This window comes from Lelliottia nimipressuralis, assembly GCF_041464075.1.
GTDB lineage: Bacteria > Pseudomonadota > Gammaproteobacteria > Enterobacterales > Enterobacteriaceae > Enterobacter > Enterobacter nimipressuralis.
Genome location: NZ_CP167172.1, coordinates 565,594 through 588,005 on the forward strand (window position 1 = coordinate 565,594; position 22,412 = coordinate 588,005).

Annotated in this window: 19 protein-coding genes and 1 pseudogene; 6 read left to right on the forward strand and 14 right to left on the reverse strand. The window is 52.3% G+C overall.

Going from position 1 to position 22,412, the window contains the following annotated elements:
- Positions 1 to 40: 40 nt before the first annotated feature.
- From brxC to ACB496_RS02695, 3 genes are read right to left on the reverse strand one after another with little or no spacing between them, the layout of a single operon-like run.
- On the reverse strand, positions 41 to 3,655 hold the full coding sequence (gene brxC / locus ACB496_RS02685) for a BREX system P-loop protein BrxC (protein ID WP_371974280.1): 3,615 nt from the start codon (positions 3,653 to 3,655) through the stop codon (positions 41 to 43).
- 12 nt (positions 3,656 to 3,667) lie between these two features.
- On the reverse strand, positions 3,668 to 4,270 hold the full coding sequence (locus tag ACB496_RS02690) for a DUF1788 domain-containing protein (RefSeq protein WP_023285783.1): 603 nt from the start codon (positions 4,268 to 4,270) through the stop codon (positions 3,668 to 3,670).
- Positions 4,267 to 4,884 (reverse strand): DUF1819 family protein, encoded by a 618-nt coding sequence (locus ACB496_RS02695; RefSeq protein WP_032634496.1) that lies wholly within the window; start codon positions 4,882 to 4,884, stop codon positions 4,267 to 4,269. Before ACB496_RS02695 ends, ACB496_RS02690 begins: the two co-directional genes overlap by 4 nt.
- 256 nt (positions 4,885 to 5,140) lie before the next feature.
- Between ACB496_RS02695 and ACB496_RS02700 the strand changes: the two genes are divergently transcribed.
- On the forward strand, positions 5,141 to 8,656 hold the full coding sequence (locus ACB496_RS02700; protein WP_371974281.1) for an AAA domain-containing protein: 3,516 nt from the start codon (positions 5,141 to 5,143) through the stop codon (positions 8,654 to 8,656).
- Between the two features lie 167 nt (positions 8,657 to 8,823).
- Here the strand turns inward: ACB496_RS02700 and ACB496_RS02705 are convergent, their stop codons facing one another.
- The 7 genes and pseudogenes from ACB496_RS02705 to ACB496_RS02735 form a co-directional block, all read right to left on the reverse strand.
- On the reverse strand, positions 8,824 to 9,765 hold the full coding sequence (locus tag ACB496_RS02705) for a glycosyltransferase (RefSeq protein ID WP_371974282.1): 942 nt from the start codon (positions 9,763 to 9,765) through the stop codon (positions 8,824 to 8,826).
- A gap of 544 nt (positions 9,766 to 10,309) precedes the next feature.
- Positions 10,310 to 10,702: a VOC family protein gene (locus ACB496_RS02710; protein ID WP_371974283.1), complete on the reverse strand. Its 393-nt coding sequence runs from the start codon at positions 10,700 to 10,702 to the stop codon at positions 10,310 to 10,312.
- Positions 10,703 to 10,749: 47 nt separating this feature from the next.
- Entirely contained in the window at positions 10,750 to 10,959 is a 210-nt protein-coding gene (locus ACB496_RS02715) for a zinc ribbon domain-containing protein (RefSeq protein ID WP_371975206.1), read from the reverse strand.
- A 169-nt stretch (positions 10,960 to 11,128) separates the two neighbouring features.
- Positions 11,129 to 12,769 carry a methyltransferase domain-containing protein gene (locus tag ACB496_RS02720; protein ID WP_371974284.1) on the reverse strand — a complete coding sequence of 547 codons (1,641 nt, stop codon included), beginning with the start codon at positions 12,767 to 12,769 and terminating at the stop codon, positions 11,129 to 11,131.
- Between the two features lie 7 nt (positions 12,770 to 12,776).
- Entirely contained in the window at positions 12,777 to 13,034 is a 258-nt protein-coding gene (locus tag ACB496_RS02725) for a YjhX family toxin (RefSeq protein WP_004131894.1), read from the reverse strand.
- Between the two features lie 252 nt (positions 13,035 to 13,286).
- A pseudogene (locus ACB496_RS02730) lies at positions 13,287 to 13,397 on the reverse strand (restriction endonuclease); the annotation flags it as partial.
- Positions 13,398 to 13,607: 210 nt separating this feature from the next.
- On the reverse strand, positions 13,608 to 14,618 hold the full coding sequence (locus ACB496_RS02735; RefSeq protein WP_371974285.1) for a LacI family DNA-binding transcriptional regulator: 1,011 nt from the start codon (positions 14,616 to 14,618) through the stop codon (positions 13,608 to 13,610).
- A gap of 197 nt (positions 14,619 to 14,815) precedes the next feature.
- Here ACB496_RS02735 and ACB496_RS02740 point away from each other — a divergent pair, with 197 nt between their 5' ends.
- Together ACB496_RS02740 and ACB496_RS02745 are read left to right on the forward strand one after the other, a co-directional pair.
- Positions 14,816 to 15,904, forward strand: coding sequence for a cellulase family glycosylhydrolase (locus tag ACB496_RS02740; protein ID WP_371974286.1), 1,089 nt, complete (start codon positions 14,816 to 14,818; stop codon positions 15,902 to 15,904).
- A 45-nt stretch (positions 15,905 to 15,949) separates the two neighbouring features.
- The gene (locus tag ACB496_RS02745) at positions 15,950 to 17,344 is read left to right on the forward strand and encodes an MFS transporter (protein WP_371974287.1); all 1,395 of its coding nucleotides are present in this window, start codon (positions 15,950 to 15,952) and stop codon (positions 17,342 to 17,344) included.
- Between the two features lie 38 nt (positions 17,345 to 17,382).
- On the opposite strand, the gene trpS is transcribed toward ACB496_RS02745, so the two are convergent.
- Positions 17,383 to 18,387, reverse strand: coding sequence for a tryptophan--tRNA ligase (gene trpS, locus ACB496_RS02750; protein ID WP_371974288.1), 1,005 nt, complete (start codon positions 18,385 to 18,387; stop codon positions 17,383 to 17,385).
- Positions 18,388 to 18,590: 203 nt separating this feature from the next.
- On the opposite strand from trpS, the gene ACB496_RS02755 reads away from it, so the two are divergent.
- A complete protein-coding gene (locus ACB496_RS02755) occupies positions 18,591 to 19,013 on the forward strand; it encodes a FosA family fosfomycin resistance glutathione transferase (protein ID WP_371974289.1) in 423 nt (140 codons plus the stop codon).
- Here the strand turns inward: ACB496_RS02755 and ACB496_RS02760 are convergent.
- Complete coding sequence (locus ACB496_RS02760; protein WP_371974290.1) at positions 18,998 to 19,816, reverse strand: GNAT family N-acetyltransferase; 819 nt, start codon at positions 19,814 to 19,816, stop codon at positions 18,998 to 19,000. The two genes, ACB496_RS02755 and ACB496_RS02760, sit on opposite strands and share 16 nt — an antisense overlap.
- Positions 19,817 to 19,918: 102 nt before the next feature.
- Positions 19,919 to 20,305 (reverse strand): VOC family protein, encoded by a 387-nt coding sequence (locus ACB496_RS02765; protein ID WP_371974291.1) that lies wholly within the window; start codon positions 20,303 to 20,305, stop codon positions 19,919 to 19,921.
- Between the two features lie 268 nt (positions 20,306 to 20,573).
- On the opposite strand from ACB496_RS02765, the gene ACB496_RS02770 reads away from it, so the two are divergent.
- Together ACB496_RS02770 and ACB496_RS02775 are read left to right on the forward strand one after the other, a co-directional pair.
- Positions 20,574 to 21,344 carry a DeoR/GlpR family DNA-binding transcription regulator gene (locus tag ACB496_RS02770; protein ID WP_149044991.1) on the forward strand — a complete coding sequence of 257 codons (771 nt, stop codon included), beginning with the start codon at positions 20,574 to 20,576 and terminating at the stop codon, positions 21,342 to 21,344.
- A gap of 64 nt (positions 21,345 to 21,408) precedes the next feature.
- Entirely contained in the window at positions 21,409 to 22,014 is a 606-nt protein-coding gene (locus ACB496_RS02775; RefSeq protein WP_102104512.1) for an ATP-dependent Clp protease proteolytic subunit, read from the forward strand.
- Between the two features lie 29 nt (positions 22,015 to 22,043).
- On the opposite strand, the gene ACB496_RS02780 is transcribed toward ACB496_RS02775, so the two are convergent.
- Positions 22,044 to 22,340 carry an SH3 domain-containing protein gene (locus tag ACB496_RS02780; protein WP_129035776.1) on the reverse strand — a complete coding sequence of 99 codons (297 nt, stop codon included), beginning with the start codon at positions 22,338 to 22,340 and terminating at the stop codon, positions 22,044 to 22,046.
- Positions 22,341 to 22,412 lie beyond the last annotated feature (72 nt).

Here is a 22,412-nt window from a genome sequence, read left to right on the forward strand (position 1 = left end):
CTGAAACGGGCAGACAACGTCTGCCCTGAAAATGGGGAAATTACTGAAGCTGTACTCGTTCGCCGGCGTTAATGGCATCCATCAGTGTTTTGCGGAGCTGTTCCAGCGCTTTATCCACCTGTTCGGCGTTATCAAGCGTTGTCACACCCGCAGCTCGTTCCATCGTTTTACGCGTGTTCACGTAGATGGTCTTTTTCAGCTTGGGTTCAGGCTTAACTACTGGGTCGATAATCCCTGGCTGAGGGACGGTTTTTGGTTCAGGCACTTTCTTACGCTGTTCTTCAACCCAGCCGTTCAGTCGTTCGTTTGCTTTGAATTGTAGCGCCCGAACCTCAGCCTGTTCTTCCATGATTTGCGGGATCAGACCGTTCTGCTCCACTTTCTTACGCGATTGCTGCATCGGGTGTAAAAGCGAGTGCTGCAAGTCAGCAGGGACGAGCATCTCCTGCATGCTTTGCTTCAGTTCATTGATATGACCATCTATCTGTAGCAGCGCATGGCTTCGGTATTCTTCCACCAGACGCTGGTTGATGATTTCAACGTTTTCAATCAGCGGAATAATCCTGTGCAGTTCTCCGTAAGGGCTGGGCATGCCGTATATAGCTTCCAACTCGCGTACAGCTTTTTGAGCCGTTTCGTCTTTTTCCAACGCATTACGGTTAGCTTTAAAACTGCCATTTAACGCCGCACTCAAGCGCTGCCAGGTGGCGTATTGGTTTTTGTAGAAGCTGACCAAATCGTCCCAGACTTCCGAGAAATCTTCGAGGTCGTCAGCCGCTGCGGTGACTTTTTCAATGACCGCGTATTCTTCTTTCTCGTTGAGGATCCCGTTCAGTAATACCAGACCTTCTTCTATCTCTTTACGGCCAGGGTTTTGTCCACTCTCTGCACGAGTTTTAAAAACGGTCAGCTCGCTCTTCCAGCGGCCAAAGAGTTCGCGAATATGAGAGACCAACGACTGTTCTTCACGCTCGTTAAACGGTTCTCCGGCAATCTCAGCCATCAGCTGCGCAGCTTTAGTCAACTGTGCTTCATCATGGCGACGAACTTTATGCAGACGCAAATCGCTGTAACGACGTGAATTATTAAACGCGTCCCACGCCTGCTTCAGTGCAATTTCACTACTTTGTAGAGTGAAGCTGTATTTACCGCTGCGTGCCAGCCGAGCTACCAGCAATTTGACTTCATCTTCCGGCCAGCCAAATGGGCGACGGCCAAAAGTGGTAAGAATATCCCGCAGGTAAACTGGCTTATGAGTCTCAATACTCATACTGATCCAGTTGTCCACTTCACGCATCGCCTCTGGGTTGGATTCTTCCATATCACCGAGGTCGAGCTGGGTATCATTTTCTACTGTCAACAGCGCGTGAGTTTCACGATTTACGTCCCCAGTACTCAGGCGCAGCAATTTCAGTTTAGAGAAACTGTTCTCGATAACGTAACTGCAGGCTGCATCTACGATAGCTAACGGCGAAGAGGATTTTTTATCCAACCGCTCACCCAACGCCCAGACATCAGCCTGAGCCAGCAAGCCTTCAATCTGCGCCTTCAGCGTTTTTTCGCGCATGCCATTTTCACGGCCTTTTTCCACCAACAGTGTTGCCTGTTCTGGGCGCTGACCGCTTTGCTTGCTAAGGAAGGCTTTGGTCTGCGCGTACATGGTCAGGTCTTGCCAGGTACGAGCCTCATCAGGCAGGCAAATTAAAATGCAGTCTTTACTGTCCGTCATCAGCAGACTATTGGAATGCGCCCCCTTGTAGCTCTCGTAGTTCGAGTCCAGTGGCGTGAGCACTTTAACTACCAAATCGTTAAGATTTGCGCCATCCAGTGGGTGCCCGTTACAGAAGCGACTGATATCAAAATCCTGCTTATTGGCTGGATAGCGATATCTTTTGTTCTTCAGGATCTCTTCGAAAATGATGGTCGAAAGCTGCTTATTGATGGTGGTGAATTCAACATCAATATTGCGGATTTCGTTTTCAATCTCTTTTTCTTCGTTTGTGAGGAAAACGAATTTGTCATCAATACGCGAGATCAGCATCTCAGCCTGCAGACGATTAAGGCTGGCTTCAATCTGTCGACGGAGTTCCACTTTATCAGTATCAATACGCTCAATAGAGAGCGTGACGAGATTATCGAGCGTACTTTTCAGCACATCAACGTAGCGGATCAGGAACAGCGTCTTTAGCAGTTTGCCGTCAAATTCCGTCAGCGACGGAGACTGGCAGGCCTGAATGATAGTGCGGCTAACCGCAGGTTCCAGGAAGCTTTCAATCGCAGAGTAGAAACGCCAGAACGGAACCAGGCTGTCCAGACCATCTGCGGAGATTTGCACAGCAGCCGACTGGAAGGCATCCAGCAGAGAGCGCTCCCCCATTGCCAACTGCTTACCTGCAGCCCCTTTGGTACGGATTGACTCAAAGACCTTTTGCAGGATCTGGTAATGCCACGGCACAAACGGATAGTTATCCACGAACTCGCGACTGTTGGTATAGGCACGCAGCGTAGCAGTGGTTGTCGTGTCGAACGCCAACTGGTTACGCAAAATATCGCCTTTTTCCTGCCAGACAGCTTCCAGCGCCGGTATTGCCGCTTCTGTTTTCACCAGCAGACGTTTCTGGATAACTTCTGAGGTATTCGAGCTGGAGAGTTGTAAGCGCGTTGAGAAACGTCCCTGAATCTTGGAGAAGTCCTGACCATCACGACTGCTCATACCGCCAATAGCGGCATTAATGTCAGCCTGGGAGGTAACAATCACCCATGCCCGCCCACCACAAATAACACCTAAGTTTTCGGTGATGGTTTGCAGCTTCAGCATCATCTGGGCATCTTTACCAATGAACTGACCAACTTCATCGACCATAAACAGGATATTACGATTACCCTGGCTGTCGAGCCACTCTTTCACCCACGTACAGAAATTTTTGATATCCAGTGGGAAGTTCTTATCAAGTTGCTCGATCCACTGACGAGAAGACTCTTCACTCTGGCCTGTAGCTACGCTCAGCGCCTGAGCCATCTGATCGTTTATCATCAGATAAACATCGCGTTCGTCTTCCCAGCGAGACCCGGTAATGTCCGCGAAGGCGGCTTTAAAGGTATCAAACTGTCCACGCTTATCAAGCTCACGTTCCAGGTGTGCAATATGTGGGAAGTCTCCACAATAACCAGCTAGTTCGTTAAAGACTTTCAGAAATACTTTTAGGATGGCATCAACGCCATCTTCAACATTCGCACGTGAGTCAATATTGAATAGTACGACATCAGTCGGATGTTGAACCGATTTCCGAATATCGGCCAATAGCAGTGCATCATCAATTTTCTCTTCAAAGAAGGAGAGCGCATTACGCGTGACGCCATTGTGGCTAACTTCGCGGTTCGCCAGCAGATAGGAAAGTATCTTAATGAAGTGTGATTTACCGGACCCAAAGAAGCCTGAAACCCAGACGCCCATTTTGTCGGCAAGCTGTAATCTGCCAGGACCTGTAGCTGGGGCATATACTTCAAAGAACTGACGCAGGTGACCATCGAGCTCCCGAGTTATGACATACTCATCCAGTTCTATCCAGGCGCTTTCGTCGTCGGTCTGCTCGGCTTTAACCACGCCGTTAATATTACGTTTTAGCGGTTTCTCAAAAATTTGTTCAATATTCATTGCTGTCGTCTTTTAACGAGGAGTCAAAGTCGCCGCCGGTCCGGTTTCGGGTACCAGTCTGAAGGCGCGGTAATAGTTACGGGAGTGAATGCCATCGAGTGGTGAAAGATCATATCCGCTGTAGGTGCCTGGATAGAACATCAGCAGTGGTGTAAACCCCATCACGTCCTGAAGCGCGCTCATTAGCTCATGACCACGAACCAACGGCCAGGCGTTACCGAGGCCCGTCAGAATGACAAATTGCTGCGCCGGAAGATCAACAGTGCGCGCAATATATTCCGCGATTTTTTTCTGGCTCAGTGGGGCTGCTAGATGCTTTTTCAGTGTTTCCAGGCCAAGTTCAGGCTCTCGCTGGCAGATACGGTCAAAGAGCTTACGTTCCTCCAGCATCTCAACGATGACCTGGAAGATATTTAACGTTTTATAGGTGTACTTTTTATCCAGTTTTTTGAATAAAAAGTGAAGGTATTCGCGGACCTGAAGCTCTTGCTTTGCCGGATAATCAAAAATCCAGAAGCCAATCTCATTACCGGAACCTTGGTTTTTCAAAAAACGGTCGTCGCCGATACGTTCTTCTAACTGCTTTAATCGATATTCAAGGATCGGGTCATTCATGCGTTACCCTCCAGAATAGGGAGCAGTTCGGCTTTGTTTAAACGATGCAAGGCCGTTGCAACATCTGGTAGAAGGAAAACGTTTTGTAAATTGCGGCGGCGTGGGCTATCTAGGTAACCAGCTTCAGCCAGTGCCTTAATCAGATTGTTACCCATCTTTTGGATAGATGAATCAGAGAAAGCCGCCAGCTCCGGGTGCAATCGCAGATTCTCATCCACAAATTCATTCCAGCAATTTCCGCTGAGTTTTTCTTTAAACTGCTGGCGTGCCGGGTTCACCACATCAGCGACAAATTCCGCGACAATGGGAGACTGAATCATCAAGGCGACTAACAGCATTTGCAGACGTTCACTTTCACTACCATTGACAATCAATTGCCAGCATTCGCGGTCCAGTGTCATAAGCCGAAGTTTTACAGTCCTGGCATAACGATTCGCTGTGCTGGTGGATGATGCCTGAAGGATATTTTCATCGATTATTTGCTGCTGCCAGGTTGTTTCATCGGGTTCAGAAAGCAGCAATTCAGCAATAGTCCGGCTCTCACGAACCATCAGCGAACCGCCCAGCAGATCGCCAATCCAACGTTTATCATTTTTTATCATGGTATTTGTCATCAAAAATCCGGAATGCTGCTCGCAAAAATCAAGTAATGATTGTAATCGGCATGCAGGATAGATGCTATGACTATGGTCAGCTCAATATACGTTCACAGTACGAGTGCGGTCACAAAAATAGGAGGGTTAACCTGTTCCGGTATCTTTCCCTACACAAACATATTCTTGCGATCGTGTCCGCATCGTGGACAATGTTTAACCATGAGGGTTTTATATCAACGAAATCAATAGTTTTATTTAAGTCACGGGACGGGGAATGGACAGCAATACTCAAGGATTCACTTCATACTGGCGTAATACCTTAGCTGATGCCGAGTCTGGAAAAGGGGCATTTGAGCGCAAAGATGAAGATTCATTCACGCAATGGATGAACGTTGAACAGGGAAGGTTGGGTGAAGAGATCGTGCAATCTTTCTTCGAGGGCGAAGACGGGCAGGTTAAGACCGTTGAGGTACTACTACGGCCACAAGTATGGATCCGCCTGTTAAAGCATGGCAAGGAACGTACGGCAGGCGCACCAGGTATAGTTACGCCTATGGTGACTTCCGCACTGTTGAACCGCGAAGGCTTTTTATTCCCCACATCGCCTGCCACCATTCCCCGTGACCTGCTCGAACCACTCCCTAAAGGTACCTTTTCTATTGGTGAAATGGCGGAATATGACAAATACAAAACCACGCATGATTCGATCACTTTTAGTCCCGGTAATGAAGATGAACTGCATGAGGAGACTGACGAAAAACGAGCGGAACGATATGCTCGTTATCAGCAGTTGTGGCAAAAGTACCTTAAAGATTCAGATGAACTTTTAAAACATGTTGCTGGCGAATGGCTCGCATCACCTGAGCAATATGAACCAGCTGGATATGGCTACATCATTAAAGCCAATCAGTCTGGAGGGGCCAGCATCCATATCCTGCCTATGTACGATCATTTGCTGTCGTGCAAAAAAGAAGTGCCATTACTGGCGCGCTTTGCCTCGAAAGAGAAGTCTCCTGTTGAACCGCTCCTTGCTAGCAATGCCATGTTCAGTGAGCGTCTGGGGCATTCCGGTGATAAATTTCCGCTGGCTGTGGCGCAGCGCGATGCCCTTAGCCATTATCTCACTCAACAGCCGGGCGATATTCTTGCCGTGAACGGTCCTCCGGGAACCGGGAAAACTACTCTGGTTCTCTCAATCATAGCTACTGAGTGGGCGAGAGCGGCTGTAAACAAAACCGAACCGCCAGTGGTGATTGCGACATCAACCAACAATCAGGCCGTTACCAACATTATCGAGGCCTTCGGTAAAGATTTTGCTACCGGCACTGGGTCTATGGCCGGGCGTTGGTTACCTGATGTAAAAAGCTTTGGCGCTTACTTCCCGTCTTCGGGACGAAGAGCCGAGGCGGTAAAAAAATACCAGACGGAAGACTTTTTTAACCGTGTTGAATCCCTAGAATATGTTGAAGATGCTCGGTGTTTCTTCCTTGAAAAGGCAAGGGCAGCTTTTCCGAATGAGGAATGTCATTCACCTGAACTGGTTGTGGAGCTCGTGCATCAGCGTTTGGTTGAACTCTCTGCAGAGCTTGAGCAAATCGAGCCTGCGTGGGATGACCTGAACGCAATCCGTCAGGAGAGGCATGCCATCAGTGACGATCTCGAGCAGTATATTCAGGATAAGAGAACGTTACTGCTCAATAGTACAAATGAAATCTCGCTATTAACACAGGGCAAAAAACAGTGGGAACAATATCGAGCCGGTGAATCGATCATGTTCGCTCTCTTCTCCTGGCTTCCCGCCGTTCGTACTAAGCGTCACTATCAAATGAAGCTGTTTTTGGAGGATACGTTTGGCGAAAGAATGACAGCATTCCAGGGATCTCAGCCTGATGGAATTGATGCCTTTATCGATGGATTGATTGAACAAACTCATAAAGAGCAGGCCGGGTATCAACAGCAAATTGATCTTGCTGAGGACATTTCCCGACGTGAAAGTGAAGCAGCTATACGCTGGCACGATATTACTCACTCACTGGGAAATCCGGGCGAAACAGAGTTGAGCCTGCACGAAGCCGATGAGCTTGCTGATACACAGCTCCGTTTCCCGGCGTTTTTGCTGGCGACGCATTACTGGGAAGGCCGGTGGCTGATGGATATGTCTGCTATCGATAACCTTCAAAAAGAAAAAGGTCTCAAAGGGGCGAAGGCCATTAAAGCCCGCTGGCAGCGTAGAATGAAGCTCACCCCTTGTGTCGTGATGACCTGCTTTATGCTTCCTCACCATATGCTCATCAGGGAGCATGTTGGCGGCAAGAAGTTTGATGATGGTTATTTATATAACTTTGCCGATTTGCTAATTGTCGATGAAGCGGGGCAGGTGTTGCCTGAGGTTGCGGCAGCCTCTTTCGCACTGGCGAAGAAAGCCCTGGTGATTGGTGACACAGAACAGATTGCGCCTATCTGGAATAGCTTGCCCGGTATTGATATCGGCAACATGGTTGAGGAGAACATCCTTCCTGGTGGTACTCAAGAGGAACTTACCGAATCTTATGCCCTGGTGTGTGACTCAGGAAAGAGTGCTGCATCTGGCAGTGTCATGAAGGTCGCTCAGTTTAATTCGCGCTATCAATATGATCCGGACTTTGCGAGGGGGATGTATCTGTACGAACATCGTCGCTGCTTCAATAACATCATTGGCTACTGTAACACCCTCTGCTATCACGGTAAGTTGCAGCCCAAACGAGGGGAAGAAAAAGAGACAATATTTCCAGCAATGGGATATTTGCATATTTATGGTAAAGGTATGCAGGCCAATGGGGGAAGCCGTTATAACGCCTTTGAAGCTGAGACGATGGCTGCGTGGCTTGCGGCGCACAAAGAGGAAATCGAGCACCATTATGGCGAACCTCTACATAAAGTAGTGGGGGTTGTTACCCCATTTTCGGCACAAGTCAGTACGATTAAATCGTCATTACGTAAGCTGGATATTAATTGTAGTGGCGATGAAAATTCGCTGACAGTCGGTACTGTCCATTCATTGCAGGGGGCGGAAAGGGCGATTGTGCTTTTCTCTCCTGTATATTCGAAGCATGAAGATGGCAGTTTTATTGACAGCGACAGTAGCATGCTGAACGTCGCCGTTTCACGAGCTAAAGACAGCTTCCTGGTCTTTGGTGATATGGATCTGTTTGAGATCCAACCCGGATCGTCACCTCGGGGATTGCTGGCGAAATACCTGTTTGCTTCCACTGATAATGCATTGCAGTTTGAGTTTCAGGAGCGTCAGGATTTAAGTACCTCACAAACGCAGATTTCAACCCTACACGGGGTGGAGCAACATGATGCGTTTCTGAATCAAACTTTTGATGCAACTAATCAGAGTATTACTATCGTTTCCCCGTGGCTCACCTGGCAAAAGCTGGAACAGACAGGTTTTCTGGCGTCAATGTTACAGGCGCGCGCCCGTGGTATTGATATCACTGTAGTAACGGATAAAACGTTTAATACAGAGCATGCAGATTTTGAAAAGCGCAAAGAGAAACATCAGCGGCTAAATGAAGCAGTGGAAAGGTTGAATGAAATGGGCATCACAACGAAGCTGGTTAACCGTGTTCACAGTAAGATTGTGATTGGTGATGAGGGACTGCTCTGCGTCGGTTCCTTTAACTGGTTTAGCGCTACGCGCGATGAGAAGTATCAACGATACGATACGTCGATGGTATACCGTGGCGAAAGTTTAAAAAGCGAAATTAAAACGATATATTCCAGCCTGGAACAACGTCAGTTGTAATTATCAAGTATCGTTTTCCAGGTTAACTTTCGAGACACCACCAGGTAACATTGCTTTAGAGATGTTACCTGGTGATGACATACGGCAATATTTTGTAGCGGTAGGACTACAATTGTCTTGCACCTAAGAAGGTTAGACGGTGCCAACAGAGCATTATTTTATGCACGCTAAAAAATTTTACGCATTAGCTTGATAAAGAAAAATATGTCACTGAGGCTGCTAATACCTTGGAATAAACTGATAAAGGATATATTTTTGTTGAAACTGGTTTTAACGTTGGAATTATCCATAACCTTTTTCCGATATAACCCCAAAAAGTGACGAGCCTCCACCAGCGCATGTCTGTAAAAAAATACCTTTATTTTTTTGTTTTGTTCCTGTCCCGCTAGCTGGATGATTTCGGCGATCACTTCAACATAGCTTATTGCACGAACATCGTAGTAATCCGGTCGGTGCGTGATAGAGGTCCTATTGCTGTTATAGATATAGTCCTTAACATCCAATACGCAGAACCGGCCATTTCTCGCTGCAAGATGAACCGTCCAGATAATGTCTTTATGGCTCTTACCGGACTGGAAGTGCAGTAAGTGTTGTCTGATATAGGCTGACTTGACCATCTGCAACCACAGGTAATGTGGCCATTCACGGCGTGTAACGCAATGTCTAATCCACTCATGGCCTGACAGGGTCGCCCCATATGGCTGCTTTCGATGGACTGCTCTTCGATGGTGGTGGTCAGCATCAAAATGCCAGCCATTGAAGATCATTACGTCGGTCTGCGACGCACTAGCTGCTTGCCATCTTTTTTCAATGAACCCATCTGCTATATCGTCGTCCGCATCAAGGAATATAACCCACTCTCCCTGGTGCAAGGCTAGAGCAGTATTTCGGGCAGCATAGACACCTTGATTGGCCTGCTCAATGAGAATGAGCCGCTCATCGTGGATTTGACGGATAATGTTGCCGGTACCATCGGTAGAACCGTCGTCGACAACGATAAGTTCAATAGCTACGTGGGTTTCGCTGAGGATTTTATTAACCAGACTTATAATGGTCTCAGCGGCGTTGTAAGCAGGGATAATGACGCTGAAATCGATTCTATTTTTCATATTGAGCTATGATCTCCCTTCGTTGTCATCTTTGAGGCGTCTGATTGGTATAATCCGTCTTTCCCTGATTTCCTAATCGATATCAAACAAGCACTCGTCGCAGAATTCTTTATCGAGTGAGAGCAATCGCTCAAGGACACTTCTTTTTTTGTTGCAACGTGCGCATCTCTTCATCTTTCCGCGTCTTTGCGACCTCGTAATTTGGGATACATGGAAAATGGGCGTAGCAAGCCTCGGCTAGATAACTAACCGTAATAAAAGGCTTTTCTGCGAGTAAGTTAAGACAAGGATAACCAGGCAGGGCGCATGAAAGATAATCGTTTTGATAGATCAGTTTTTCGATATTGATCGTTGGCACCGATCGATATGAAATGCGGTTCCGTGACTTATATTACCGGCAGGCTCATGAATTCAGGCAAAATGGCGACTGTGTTTTTGAATGTGAGAACGACCTTTAGAATGCGCAGCTGTTTGGTCTGGAGCGGGTTTTATAAAGGATATATGAGCGGCAGGTAGGGGCCCTGAGGCCCCCGATTTATCGTTCTCAGGATTGTGCGGTGTAATACACGAAAGCCAGCTTGTTGCCATCGGGGTCTCTGACGTAAGCGCTGTAGAACCCTTCGCCGTATTGCGGCTGTAGGCCAGGTGCTCCCTCGTCCGTGCCGCCGTGATTTAAAGCGAGCGCGTGAAGCTGCTGGATGTGTTCGGCAGAGCGCGCAATCAGGGCGACCATCACACCATTTCCGGTCGTGGCATCCTGTTTATCAAAAGGTCTGCCGATACCCAGTGCCGTCGTGTTATTACCGTTGAATACGCCCCACCATGCGACGTTCTCATTCCTGCCGCCACGGGGATATCCCAGCAACTCCATCAGCGGATCGTAGAATGTAATGGCGCGTGGCAGGTCGTTGGTTCCAAGCATAAGGTAAGAAAACACTGGCTCTCCTTAATGGATTCAGGGGGAGTGTAGATAATCAGCTCAAATCACTCGTTCGCTTTATGAGCCCAGGCGGGCATTGCCGTCAGATAACTTTTTGCCCGCTTCTGTGCTTCTTCCGGGCCGACTTTTTGCCAGGAATCAAGGAAGCTGGCTAAGCCTGATACCGCTTCTTCCCAGGGTTTAAGATTGCCGTTGCTGTCGCTGCAGTACGCGCAATATTTATCACTGGCACTGCGTGCATCGGGTGCCGACATCGGCATTCCGCAAGCCTGACAGAACTGTTCATGTTGTGACATATGATGCTCCTTATGGTGACGTCCTGATCAATAAATATACTGAATATGTATTGTGCAGGTGATGCATCCGATCAAAGCAAAGGCGAAGCTCCCGGTATCTCCAGTCAGAAATACCGGGAACCTGTTGTTACCTGGCGATAAGAGCGAACACGCCCCAGCCAAAGTATTCCCGCGCGTACGTTACGTGGCGTTTCGGCGAGATGTTTAGCTCGGCCCTGACTTCGGCGGCGAAGTCGTCGTCAGGATTGGCCTCCAGCCAGCGGCGCATGGTCAGCCATTTCGCGGCTTCATAACGGTCCCAGCCTTCCTGGTCTGCCAGTACCATTTCCACCACGTCATAGCCGAGGTCGTCGAACGCGCTGACAAGCCCTGGCAGCGTCAGGAAATCGCTTGTCGAGCCGACGCCGCAGGCCTGGGCTATCTCGTCCGTTGCCGGAAGCTGACGCCAGTAAGGTTCGCCGATAAGCATGATCCCGCCCGGTTTCAGGCTTTGCGCCAGCAGTTCGACAGTCCCGGCAAACCCACCGGCAATCCATGTCGCGCCAACGCAGGCGGCCACATCGCATTTCTCTTCTGCCACATATCCGGCGGCGTCGTTATGTATGAAATGAACCCGACTGCTGAGGCCGAGTTCTTCCGCGCGGCGTCTGGCCTGCTCGCTGAATAACTGGCTCATGTCGATACCGACGCCGGTAATGGCGTGATCCCGGGCCCAGGTGCAGAGCATCTCGCCCGAGCCACTGCCAAGATCAAGGATTTTTGTCCCCGGTTTCATACGCAGCACACGGCCCAGCGTGGCGTACTTCTCTTCGGTGAACGGGTTGTGGATACGGTGTTCACTTTCACTGATGGTAAAAATACGTGGGATATCCAATGTGGAATTCCTTTTATTGCGTTGAGTATTAAGAGGAAGTTGCTCTGAGGTTTTTGCTTTTTCAGCCAGTAGAGCAAACAGCTTTCCTTCAAATGTCTCACTGACTGGCCAGTCGTGGCTTTCAGGAGGAGGAAGCAGGGTAAAACCGACATTACCGAGCAGGCTGACGTACTCATCATCGCGCCAGGCGGTCATCTGGCTGCCGAAACGGGTGGTGTGACCGTTTGCCTCTATGGCCCAGAACTGTGTTGAGCTGGTCTGTGCTTCTTCATCCCAGCCATGTTCCGTCAGCAGCAGGTGAGGGACGCCAAGAAACAACCCGTCCGGACAGCGTTGCCAGCTCGGTTCAGCCATTCCCTGACGTTTAACTTCGTCGAAAGTATGGACTTCAGTGAGCAGCCTGCCACCCGGCTCCAGCCACAGCGCGCAGCGGCTGACGAGTGAGCGCGCATCCGCCGCGCTGAAAACATTCAGTTCCCCGAACGTCATCATGATGAAATCGAAAGATTTATCCGGCCAGTATGCGCGGATATCCTGCTGGACATAGTCGATATTCAAACCGGCATTCTGCGCCTGCTGACGGGCCCAGCTCACGGATGCCGGTGAGAAATCCACGCCGGTGCAGTGAAATCCGCGCTCTGCTAAGCGGTGGGTATAAAAGCCGGGGCCGCAGCCGAGATCGAGGATGCGTGCGCCAGGGGGTAACTGGCTGGCGATCCATTCGACCTGCTGCTCAATAACCTCCTGCCTGCGACTGGCCCAGTCGTGGTCCTGCGACAAATGGTTCGCCAGCATGCGCTGGCTGAAGGCCGGTTCGTCCCAGGGGATTCTACTTTCCTCCGCTGACAGCTGGATGTGTCGGGATGAGGAAATAAGGGTGCTGATATCCATCATGCTCTCCTTAGCGGTTATCAAGCTGCGCGCGAACGTTATTCAGCCCGGTGGTGTTGATGCGGTAGGGCTGACCGTTGACGGACTTGATCAGTTTTTTGGTTTTGAGTTTTTTGAAGGTGGCAAGGGTGCAGTCGGTCAGCAACAGCCCTTCGCGGGTGTAGCATTCAACGGCGGTGACGCGGCCAGACGCATCGCGGACGTGCGCGATTCGGCCACCTTTGGCGAGAACGTGTAAGGTACGTTGTTCCTGACGGGATAAATTCATACTGGAAAACCTGTTTAATCATCATGTGCAAAACGTGCAAACACACAGCGGTGTCCGCATTCGATTTCGGCGCATTGATAATCAGTCCGGCCTGAAAAGGTCGGGGACCTGATTATCGGATGATTACATTCTCCAGCATCAAAGCCTCGGGTTGAGTTGAAAGGTATTTACGGGGTGAATAATAACACCTGGTTTTTGTAAGTGAATATCCTGAGTTGAAAAGTGTGATCCAGACAGGAGCAGTCCACGTTAGTTTGCCAGCACATACAAGAGCAATAACGGTTTATGTGGCGCACGTTCCCCGCCTTTGCGCCAGATATTGATATTGGCAATTGCCTGTTCGAGGGTTTTACTGGATCTCATCGCGTTACGAAATAAGAAAAATAATTGCGATGATGCTCGCAAAACCCTTTTCAATCAACCTACGTGCTTCTCACTACCCACAAAAAAAGGCGCCACCGGCACCTTTTCACTCAATTGATTTTTCAGCCTTTTATAATTTGCGTCGATAAAGCCCAGAGGAATATAAAACGCAATAAGCACGATTAGAGCTTTATTGAATAAAGCTTTTATTCAACTACGCTCACTCGATCTCCTCACCCGCAACCGCCCCGCCAGCGTCACATGCGTCGCCGCATCTTCCTGATTGCACAAATACTCCACCGCCAGTCGTCCCAGTTCGCTGTACGGGAGCTGAATACTGGTCAGCGGCGGGGTGAGCTGCTCGGAAATCTTCTGATCATCGTAGCCCGCCAGCAGCATGTCCTGCGGGATCTGCACGTTGTTCACGGCCAGCGCCTGATAGCAGCCGATCGCCAGCCAGTCGCTGGCGCAGAAGATCGCATCCGGGCGGGTAGGGAGTTGCAGCAGGGACTCGGTGGCCGTGTAGGACTCGCTGAACTGCCAGTTGGTCGGGCGAACCAGGCTCTCGTCGTACGCCAGCCCGGCCTGTTCGAGGGCAGCCTGGTAACCCGCTTGACGCTGGCGGGTGGCTTGCATCCAGCTCTCGCCCGTGATGTGCGCTATGCGTGTTGCCCCCTGGGCAATCAGATGACGCGTCACCTGGAAGGCGTTGGCGTAGTCGTCGGGAATGAACGACGGCAGCAGCGGTGAGCCGGGATCGCGCTGATTCAAAAGCACAAGCGGGAGCTGCGTGCAGTCCTGGAAATCGGTCATGTCCACCAGCGTGGTGACGGGGGAGGCGAGGATAATCCCCACGCAGTTGCGCTTCTCCAGCTGGCGAATGATGTTCAAGGCAAGCTCCACGTCGTCGCCGTAATCGTACACGGTCAGCAGCGTCTCGTTGCGCCAGGCCGCATCCCGCGCCTGGCTGATGGCGTCGATAAAGGGATCGTAACTTTGCAGGGAGCTAACCAGTAGCGCCACCTCTTCCTGGTTGCGCGGCGTGTGAATGGCGGGCAGGCGATCGTAGCCCAGCTCTGCGGCCACGCCGATCACCCGCTGGCGCGTCTCGTCGCTGAGTTTGATGTTGCGGGACTGGTTAAGCACCAGCGATACCGTCGCCTGCGACACCCCCGCCGCCCGCGCAATATCGTTCATTGTGATTTTGTTTTTCCGCTTCATCCGTCCGCTCCCCCTTCAGAAACAGCATCATACCTCACGGCTTTGTCATCGGTCAGGCGAAAGCGCGGTCGATCACGTTTCTTACGCGCTCAAGCCTGAACTTTGTGATTGCTGTCGCTTTTCTGAACGCGCCTGTTTGCTCATTTATAATGCAACTAATATTTATTAGCTAAATATTATCAGCAAGTGAGGCGACGATGAAACAGCAATGGAGCAAGGAACAGGCGCAGGCGTGGTATCAGCAAAAAGGGTGGCTGTGCGGGTTTAACTATCTGCCGTCGACAGCGGTGAACTGGACCGATATCTGGCAGCAGGAGACGTTCGATGTCGAAACCATCGACCGCGAGCTGGGCTGGGCGGCGGAGGCGGGCTATAACACCTTGCGCATAAATCTGCCGTTTATCGTCTGGGAGCACGATCGCGACGGGTTACTGGCGCGCATTGAGCACTTTTTGACGCTGGCTGACCGCAACGGGTTCAGCACTATGCTGACGCTGATGGACGACTGCGGGTTCTCGGGTGACGAGCCGTATCTCGGCCCGCAAAAGCCACCGGTGCCGGGCAAACACAACAGCCAGGCGGCGGCAAGCCCAGGGCGCGATAAAGTGTGCGATCGCGACTGCTGGCCGCAAATTGAGCGCTATATCCGCGACGTTATCCACCAGTTCCGCGATGATAAGCGCGTTCTGCTCTGGGATCTCTATAACGAACCGGGCAACCGCGGTATTTTTGCGACGGGCACCGTGGAAGTACTCTATGACGAAAAACTGGAAACCTACGCGCATGAATTAATGAAACTGGCGTTCCAGTGGGCGCGGGAAGAAGATCCTGAGCAACCCCTGACGGTCTGCGCATGGCGCGTGCCGGCAGAAGAGGCAGGGGAGACGTTCTTCCAGCATCCGCTCGATCAAACCGCGCTGGGCCTGTCGGATGTCGTGAGTTATCACGCCTACACCAATACCGGGCGTATGACGGCGATTATTCAGCAATTACAGGAGCTTGGCCGCCCCCTGTTTTGCACCGAATGGCTGGCGCGTCACGTCGGCAGCACCATCGAAGAGCAGCTTCCGCTGATGTACACCGCGAAGGTCGCGCCCTATCAGTGGGGCCTGGTGCGCGGCAAAACTCAGACCTGGCTGCCGTGGCCGGTGATCATGACCGGCGCCACCGACTACTGCCGCCTGTGGTTCCACGACGTCTTTGAAGAGAACGGCATCCCCTTCTCGCGCAGTGAAATCGCCCTGATGCGCAAGCTCCGCCAAATCGCCCCGCAGCCGCAGGCATAACAATAACGATCCGGCGGTACGCCGCCGGACAACAAGGTACGCACTATGGCAACGACAATGAAAATACCGTCTCGCGAGTTGTGGTCCTATTTTGGCTATGGTTTAGGTCAGTGTTTTAGTTTTGGTTTAGTGGGTTCATTTATTAACTATTTTTACACCGACGTGCTGGGGATCTCGGCGCTGGCGGCAAGCTCGATCTTCCTGATTGCCCGCGTCTGGGATGCGGTTCACGATCCGCTGTTCGCCAGTTTTATGGACACCATTAACAGTCGTTTCGGTAAGTTCAGGCATTTTTTACTCATCGCACCGCTGCTGATTACCTGCGTCACGCTGCTGTCGTTCTATAAAATCGAAGCGGACATGACCACCAAAATCCTCTACGCCGGGGTGACGTACATTCTGTGGGGGACGCTGTACGCTATCTCCGATATCCCGTTCTGGTCCATGTCATCGGTGATGACTAATGACTCCGGCCAGCGCACCCGCGCAGTGACGGCGGCCATGCTCGGGGTTAACGCCGGTATTGCCTGCGCGAATATTTTCTTCCCGAAACTGGCGGCGTTTTTCGCCCAGTACAGCAACGACAAAGGCTATTTTATGGCGGCGCTGGTGATGATGCTGTTCGGCCTGCCGCTGATGCTGAACGGGTTTATGCAGATTAAAGAGCGCGTGCCGCCGAGCACCGAGAAGGTGACGATGCGAGACACCTTCCACAATCTGCGCCAGAACAAGCCGCTGTTTATCATCCTGCTGTCGTTCTTTTTCTGCGTATTCCACAACGTCGCCAACGGGATTTACATCTACTTCTTTATCTACAATCTGGGCGACGGCAGCCTGCAGATGGCGATTGGCGTGATGGGGATCGTGGCGGCGGTGGTGTGTTTGATTGCGCCAATGCTGACGCGCAAAATGCAGAAACGAAAACTGTTTATGATCCTCTGCGGGCTAGATATCGCCGTGCGCGCGGTAATGTGGTTCGCGGGCTATCAGCACACGGCGCTGCTGTTTTTGCTGCTCGGCCTGAGCACGCTGTTCGTGATGATGAGCAATATCCTCACCTCGTCGATGATCGCCGATACCATCGAATACGCCGAGTACCACACCCATAAACGCTGCGCGGCGATCACCTTCTCCGGGCAGACCTTTACCGGCAAGATGTCGGTGGCCGTGGGAGGGGGCTTAATCGGCGTGTTCCTGACGATGATCGGCTATGTGCCGCAGGCGCAAACTCAGAGCGACGGCGTGCTCACCGGGTTGTTCTTCGGCATCTGCCTGCTTCCGGCCATTGGCTCGCTGATCCGCCTGGGCTGCATGTCGCGCTTCACCTTTACCGAAGAGAAACACGCTGAGATTTGCCGTCTGCTGGCGGAGCGGCGTCATGCGACGACGCAGGAGAATCAGGGCGACGAGCGTCTTGATCGCCCAGTGTCAGTCAACTAACCGACGTTGACGCCTGCTTGCCAGGCGTCAATGCACTTTCAGAACACTGGTACGCCCAGCCCCCGTTTTACCTCTTTTAAGGTCGCCTCCGTGACTTCATGGGCGCGTTCGCTGCCTTTTTTCAGTATCTCCATCAGCTGGCTTTTGTCCTGGATGTAGGTCGCCCGCCGCTCGCGCATTGGCGCGATCAGCTCCTGCAGGCACGCTTCCAGCTCGTTTTTACAGGTCCGATCGCCCAGCCCGCCTTGCTGATAGTGGGCTTTCATCGCCGCGACTTTGGCTTTGTCCGCGTGAAACGCATCCAGCCAGGTGAACACCACGTTGCCCTCAATCTGGCCCGGATCGCTCACTTTCAAATGGTTAGGGTCGGTATACATGGCGCTGACGGCGCGGTGAATCGTCTCTTCGCTAGCCGAAAGGTGCAGCGTGTTGCCGAGGGATTTCGACATTTTGGCGTTACCGTCGACGCCCGGCAGGCGGCTGGTGTCGCTCAGCATCGCTTTGCAGTGGCGCAGCACCGGGGCGGGCAGCAGGCTATTCATCTTGTGTACGATTTCGTTGGTTTGTTCGATCATCGGCAACTGGTCATCGCCGACGGGCACCACTTCGGCTTTAAACGCGGTAATGTCCGCCGCCTGGCTGATGGGGTACACCAGGAAACCGGCGGGCAGCGAGCGGGCAAACCCTTTCTGCGCGATCTCATTTTTCACCGTCGGATTACGCTCCACGCGCGCCACGGTGACGATGTTCATATACAGCATCGTCAGCTCGGCAAGCGCCGGCAGGGCGGATTGCAGGCAGAGGGTGGTGAGGTCGGGGTCGATACCTGCGGCCAGATAATCGGCCAGCACTTCGGGGATGTTGTCGCGTATTTTTTGCGGGTTACTGCCGTTATCCGTCAGGCCCTGCAGGTCGGCGACCAGCACAAACTGTTGATAGTCGTGCTGCAACGCAACACGCTGGCGTAGCGATCCGACATAGTGGCCGAGATGCAGAGGGCCAGTAGGACGGTCGCCGGTGAGAATAGTCGTTTTAGGGTTCATGAAAGACTCCTTAAGGTTTTAAAAGCCGAAAGACGTCTCTGAAATGCAATAGCCGCCTTTCGGCGGCTATCTGAAAAGAGGAAAACACTTCCGGGCCGCCTTTAAGAAGGCAGCCACCACTGGGTGTGATGTAAAGCGGGGAGGTGTTTTCTGTTCATCGAATTACCGTATCATGTTCTGAGCGAAACACAACAGGGGAGCGTATGCTGCAATCACTCAACCACCTCACGCTGGCCGTCAGCAATCTGCAAACCAGCGTGGCGTTCTGGCGCGATCTGCTGGGTTTGTCACTGCATGCGCAGTGGGACACCGGCGCGTATCTTACCTGCGGCGATCTCTGGCTGTGCCTGTCATTTGACGAGACCCGCGACTTTGTTCCGCCCAACGAAAGCGACTACACCCACTATGCGTTCAGCGTCGCACCGGCAGATTTTGAGTCGTTTTCACATAGGCTTGAGCAGGCTGGGGTCACCGTCTGGAAAAGCAATAAAAGCGAAGGGGCGTCGTTCTATTTTCTCGATCCAGACGGGCATAAGCTGGAACTGCATGTGGGCGATCTCGCCGCGCGACTGGCGGCGTGTCGGGAAAAGCCCTATGCCGGGATGCAGTTTTATTCACCAGCGTGATCGCAAACCATCTCACGCTGCGAAATATCCATCTGCGCGTAGCCTGCCGCCAAAAACAGCCGAGCAAAACGCTCCGGCACCGCGACCGGGGTGCTGATTGCTGGATACTGCTCGATCAGTGTTTGCAACAGGCGCAGCGCCTCTCCCTTATGCCGCGATACCGGTTCCACAAACAGATAGCGCAGCTGCGGCGCAGGGCCGTGAATCGTGATGGCCGCCCATGCACCTCCGGTGGTTAACACCTTGCAGGGTAACGAGCGCAGCGCCAGCGGATCGAGCTGCCAGGGCGTGGTCTCCCGTGGCGCAGAAAAGAGCGCACGGTAAAGCGTATCCAGCGTGGTAGTGTGCAGTTCTGCGCCCGGCGGGTTCTCCGTCGTGATAGCTTTAAAGCCGTACAGCGCCTGTGAATCGCGAAAACCCAGCGATCGGTACAGCGCAATCCCGGCGTGGTTCTCGGCGATCACTTCCAGATAAAAACGCGCTACGTCTTTGGTTTTCAACGTGGCGAACAGCGGTGCGAGCATCGTGCGGGCTAGCCCTTTCCCACGAAGTGGCGGAACGATAGCAAACGCCGCGAGACGGGCCAGTGCGTCGCGTCGGGCGATAATGGCGATTGCTACCGGCTCACCGTTCTGCAGCCAGACGCAGGAGTCTTCCATGCTCATCCCCTCTGCGGCAAAACGCAGGGCAAAAGCCTCGGGCGTGAGCGAAAACGGGACGAAATAGTCCTGAAAGCAGCGTTCCAGAATGCGAGTAAGTTCCGTCACGCTGAAGTGAAGGGCGCTGACTGCGGTCAGTTCCATGAGGGCGATCCTCGGTAAGGGAGAGGACATCAGTGTAGCGGATGAACCCTCTCCTGTATTTCTGAATGCCACGCGTTTTCAGCTTACTGGGAACGGCAGAAATTACTCCCCCACCAGCTCAATTCTGTTGCCGTCGGGATCGGCGATCACCGCTTCGTAAAATCCATCGCCTGTCATGCGCGGTGCGCTGAGCAGGGTACTGTTCTGCCGCGCCTGTTCCGCCATACGATCCACATTCGCTTTGCTGCCGACGTCGAGGGCGATATGCGCCCAGCCGACAAATTCCGGGTAAGCGGGCGCGTCGGCCAGCTCCGGGACCGTCATCAGCTCAATCGTCGGGCCGTCGGTGAGCGTAATAAAGTGCGACGCAAAGCCGGGGCGGTTTTTGCTGATGTAAATCTCGTTGCTGCGACCCTCGAAAACCGTTTCCCAGAACTGAACCTGCGCGGACAGGTTGCGGGTCCAGAGGGCGACATGTGCAATTTTCATATTAAGCCTCGTTGTTTGCTGCGCGTTGTTGGGTGATGTTCCTGAAACCGGGCGGGCAACTCTTCCCGCTGCACTTTTTGCTGCGATCGCTCAGTGTGGCTGACGGGCTGGAACCAGAATCCGTCGTAAGGCTGAGTAGCCACAAGCGGGTGAGACGGCTTGCTGCGTTTTATCATCACGCTCCCTTCCAGGCTGTATTGTTGACAGGGTGAGCGCCATGCAACATTATGCGCATTGATGCTCGATTTGGATTTTAACAGGACTCTTTATGCTCGATTATGCTGCTTTTCCGGAACAACGACAAGACCTGATCCGCAAGATCCTTCAGGAGAAGGGCCGGGTGGTCTGCACGGAGTTAGCCACCCAGATGAAGGTGTCTGAGCACACAATTCGCCGTGATTTACATGAGCTTAGCAAAGAGGGCTTATGCAAAAAGGTCTACGGTGGCGCGGTGCTTCAGCTGCCGGATGCGGGAAACTTCCTTAGCCGCGAGCAAAAAAATCCTGCAAAAAAAGACATGATCGCGCAGAAAGCGGCAACCTTTATCAAACACGGCAGCTGCATTTTTATGGATACCGGCACAACCAATCTGGCCCTGGCGAAAGCGTTGCCTGCCGATCTGAAGGTGACTATCGTGACCAATTCGCCGGCAATTGCGGCGGAGCTGCTGCGCCATCCGCTGTGTGAGGTGATCATGACCGGCGGGCAGATTCAGCGCGCCTCCGGCGGCGCGGTTGGGGCGACGGCGGCCAGCCAGATCCAGGGGATTATCTTCGATCAGGCTTTTATCGGCGGCTGCGCAATGGACCCAGAAATGGGGCTGACCGGCTTTGATTTTGCCGACTGCGAGTTCAAGAAAACGGTGATTGCCCAAAGCAATCAGACCATCGTGGCGCTGACCACCGACAAGATCCCCGGCGTCGCGCGCTTCGTGGTCGCCAAAACCGGTGATATCGATGTGCTGGTGGTTGAAGCGAATATGAACCAGGACGTTCTTAACGCGTTCGCGACTCAGGATGTTCGCATTGTGTGCGCCTGACGACTTTGCCAGGCAAAACAGGCTACACTCTCACTTTGAGCGCTAAAAGCCGAGGATAATAACAATGCACTTCACACAGAAAGATCGCGACAACACAGAAAAATCAGAAGGGAAAAACGGCGCGGGCGCGCTTCAGCAAAAACTGCTTGAGTCTCGCTCGATCATTATCTCCGGTGAAATTGACCAAGCGCTGGCCGAGAAAGTGATCACCCAACTGATCCTGCTGCAAAGCGTGAGCAACGATCCGATCAAGCTGTATATCAACAGCCAGGGCGGCCATGTGGAAGCGGGTGATACCATTCATGACTTTATCAAGTTTATCCGCCCGGACGTGCACGTGATCGGGACCGGCTGGGTGGCGAGCGCCGGGATCACCATCTTCCTGGCGGCGAAAAAAGAGCACCGTTATGCGCTGCCGAATACCCGTTTCATGATCCATCAGCCGCTGGGCGGCGTGCGTGGTCAGGCAACGGATATTGAAATCGAAGCGCGTGAAATCATTCGCATGCTGGACCGCGTGAACAAGCTGATCGCCGATGCGACCGGCCAGCCGCTGGAAAAAGTGAAGAAAGACACCGACCGTAACTTCTGGATGTCTCCTGCCGAGGCGCTGGATTACGGCGTCGTGGGCAAAATCATCACCCAGTATGATGAACTGAAACTGGATTAAGTGTTCCTGTTAGCGCCCGGTTTCGGGCGCTAACGTTCATGTAAAATAATCGCTGTCCAGTTAGGTCTTATGACCTCCGGAAATTCCGGATACGGCTCCAGCCGTGTACAAGCTCCGGCCCAGATAAAGGTATCCTCGCCCACCCGATACCAGTGCGCATTGCCCTCCACCGCATCTCCCACCACCGCCCCCTGAACCGTCACGCGACTCCCGGCAGGTAGCGCATTCGCAACGGGCGAAAAAACCGACGGATTTTCCCTGCGTGTGAAAACGCCCATCGTGGTGCTAACCGTTCCTGAAACAGGAAGTTCGGTGTAATGGCTCATATCAGGCCTCGTAACAGCGCGCTCATAGTCATTAACGATATAAGTCGCCAGGGATCGGGCGATAACCTTAAA

Coding starts and splice junctions, on each gene's coding strand:
- brxC (WP_371974280.1), bottom strand. CDS start 3,655: ATGAATATTGAACAAATTTTTGAGAAACCGCTAAAACGTAATATTAAC.
- ACB496_RS02690 (WP_023285783.1), bottom strand. CDS start 4,270: ATGAATGACCCGATCCTTGAATATCGATTAAAGCAGTTAGAAGAACGT.
- ACB496_RS02695 (WP_032634496.1), bottom strand. CDS start 4,884: ATGACAAATACCATGATAAAAAATGATAAACGTTGGATTGGCGATCTG.
- ACB496_RS02700 (WP_371974281.1), top strand. CDS start 5,141: ATGGACAGCAATACTCAAGGATTCACTTCATACTGGCGTAATACCTTA.
- ACB496_RS02705 (WP_371974282.1), bottom strand. CDS start 9,765: ATGAAAAATAGAATCGATTTCAGCGTCATTATCCCTGCTTACAACGCC.
- ACB496_RS02715 (WP_371975206.1), bottom strand. CDS start 10,959: ATGTCGGCACCCGATGCACGCAGTGCCAGTGATAAATATTGCGCGTAC.
- ACB496_RS02720 (WP_371974284.1), bottom strand. CDS start 12,769: ATGATGGATATCAGCACCCTTATTTCCTCATCCCGACACATCCAGCTG.
- ACB496_RS02725 (WP_004131894.1), bottom strand. CDS start 13,034: ATGAATTTATCCCGTCAGGAACAACGTACCTTACACGTTCTCGCCAAA.
- ACB496_RS02735 (WP_371974285.1), bottom strand. CDS start 14,618: ATGAAGCGGAAAAACAAAATCACAATGAACGATATTGCGCGGGCGGCG.
- ACB496_RS02740 (WP_371974286.1), top strand. CDS start 14,816: ATGAAACAGCAATGGAGCAAGGAACAGGCGCAGGCGTGGTATCAGCAA.
- ACB496_RS02745 (WP_371974287.1), top strand. CDS start 15,950: ATGGCAACGACAATGAAAATACCGTCTCGCGAGTTGTGGTCCTATTTT.
- trpS (WP_371974288.1), bottom strand. CDS start 18,387: ATGAACCCTAAAACGACTATTCTCACCGGCGACCGTCCTACTGGCCCT.
- ACB496_RS02755 (WP_371974289.1), top strand. CDS start 18,591: ATGCTGCAATCACTCAACCACCTCACGCTGGCCGTCAGCAATCTGCAA.
- ACB496_RS02760 (WP_371974290.1), bottom strand. CDS start 19,816: ATGGAACTGACCGCAGTCAGCGCCCTTCACTTCAGCGTGACGGAACTT.
- ACB496_RS02765 (WP_371974291.1), bottom strand. CDS start 20,305: ATGAAAATTGCACATGTCGCCCTCTGGACCCGCAACCTGTCCGCGCAG.
- ACB496_RS02770 (WP_149044991.1), top strand. CDS start 20,574: ATGCTCGATTATGCTGCTTTTCCGGAACAACGACAAGACCTGATCCGC.
- ACB496_RS02775 (WP_102104512.1), top strand. CDS start 21,409: ATGCACTTCACACAGAAAGATCGCGACAACACAGAAAAATCAGAAGGG.
- ACB496_RS02780 (WP_129035776.1), bottom strand. CDS start 22,340: ATGAGCCATTACACCGAACTTCCTGTTTCAGGAACGGTTAGCACCACG.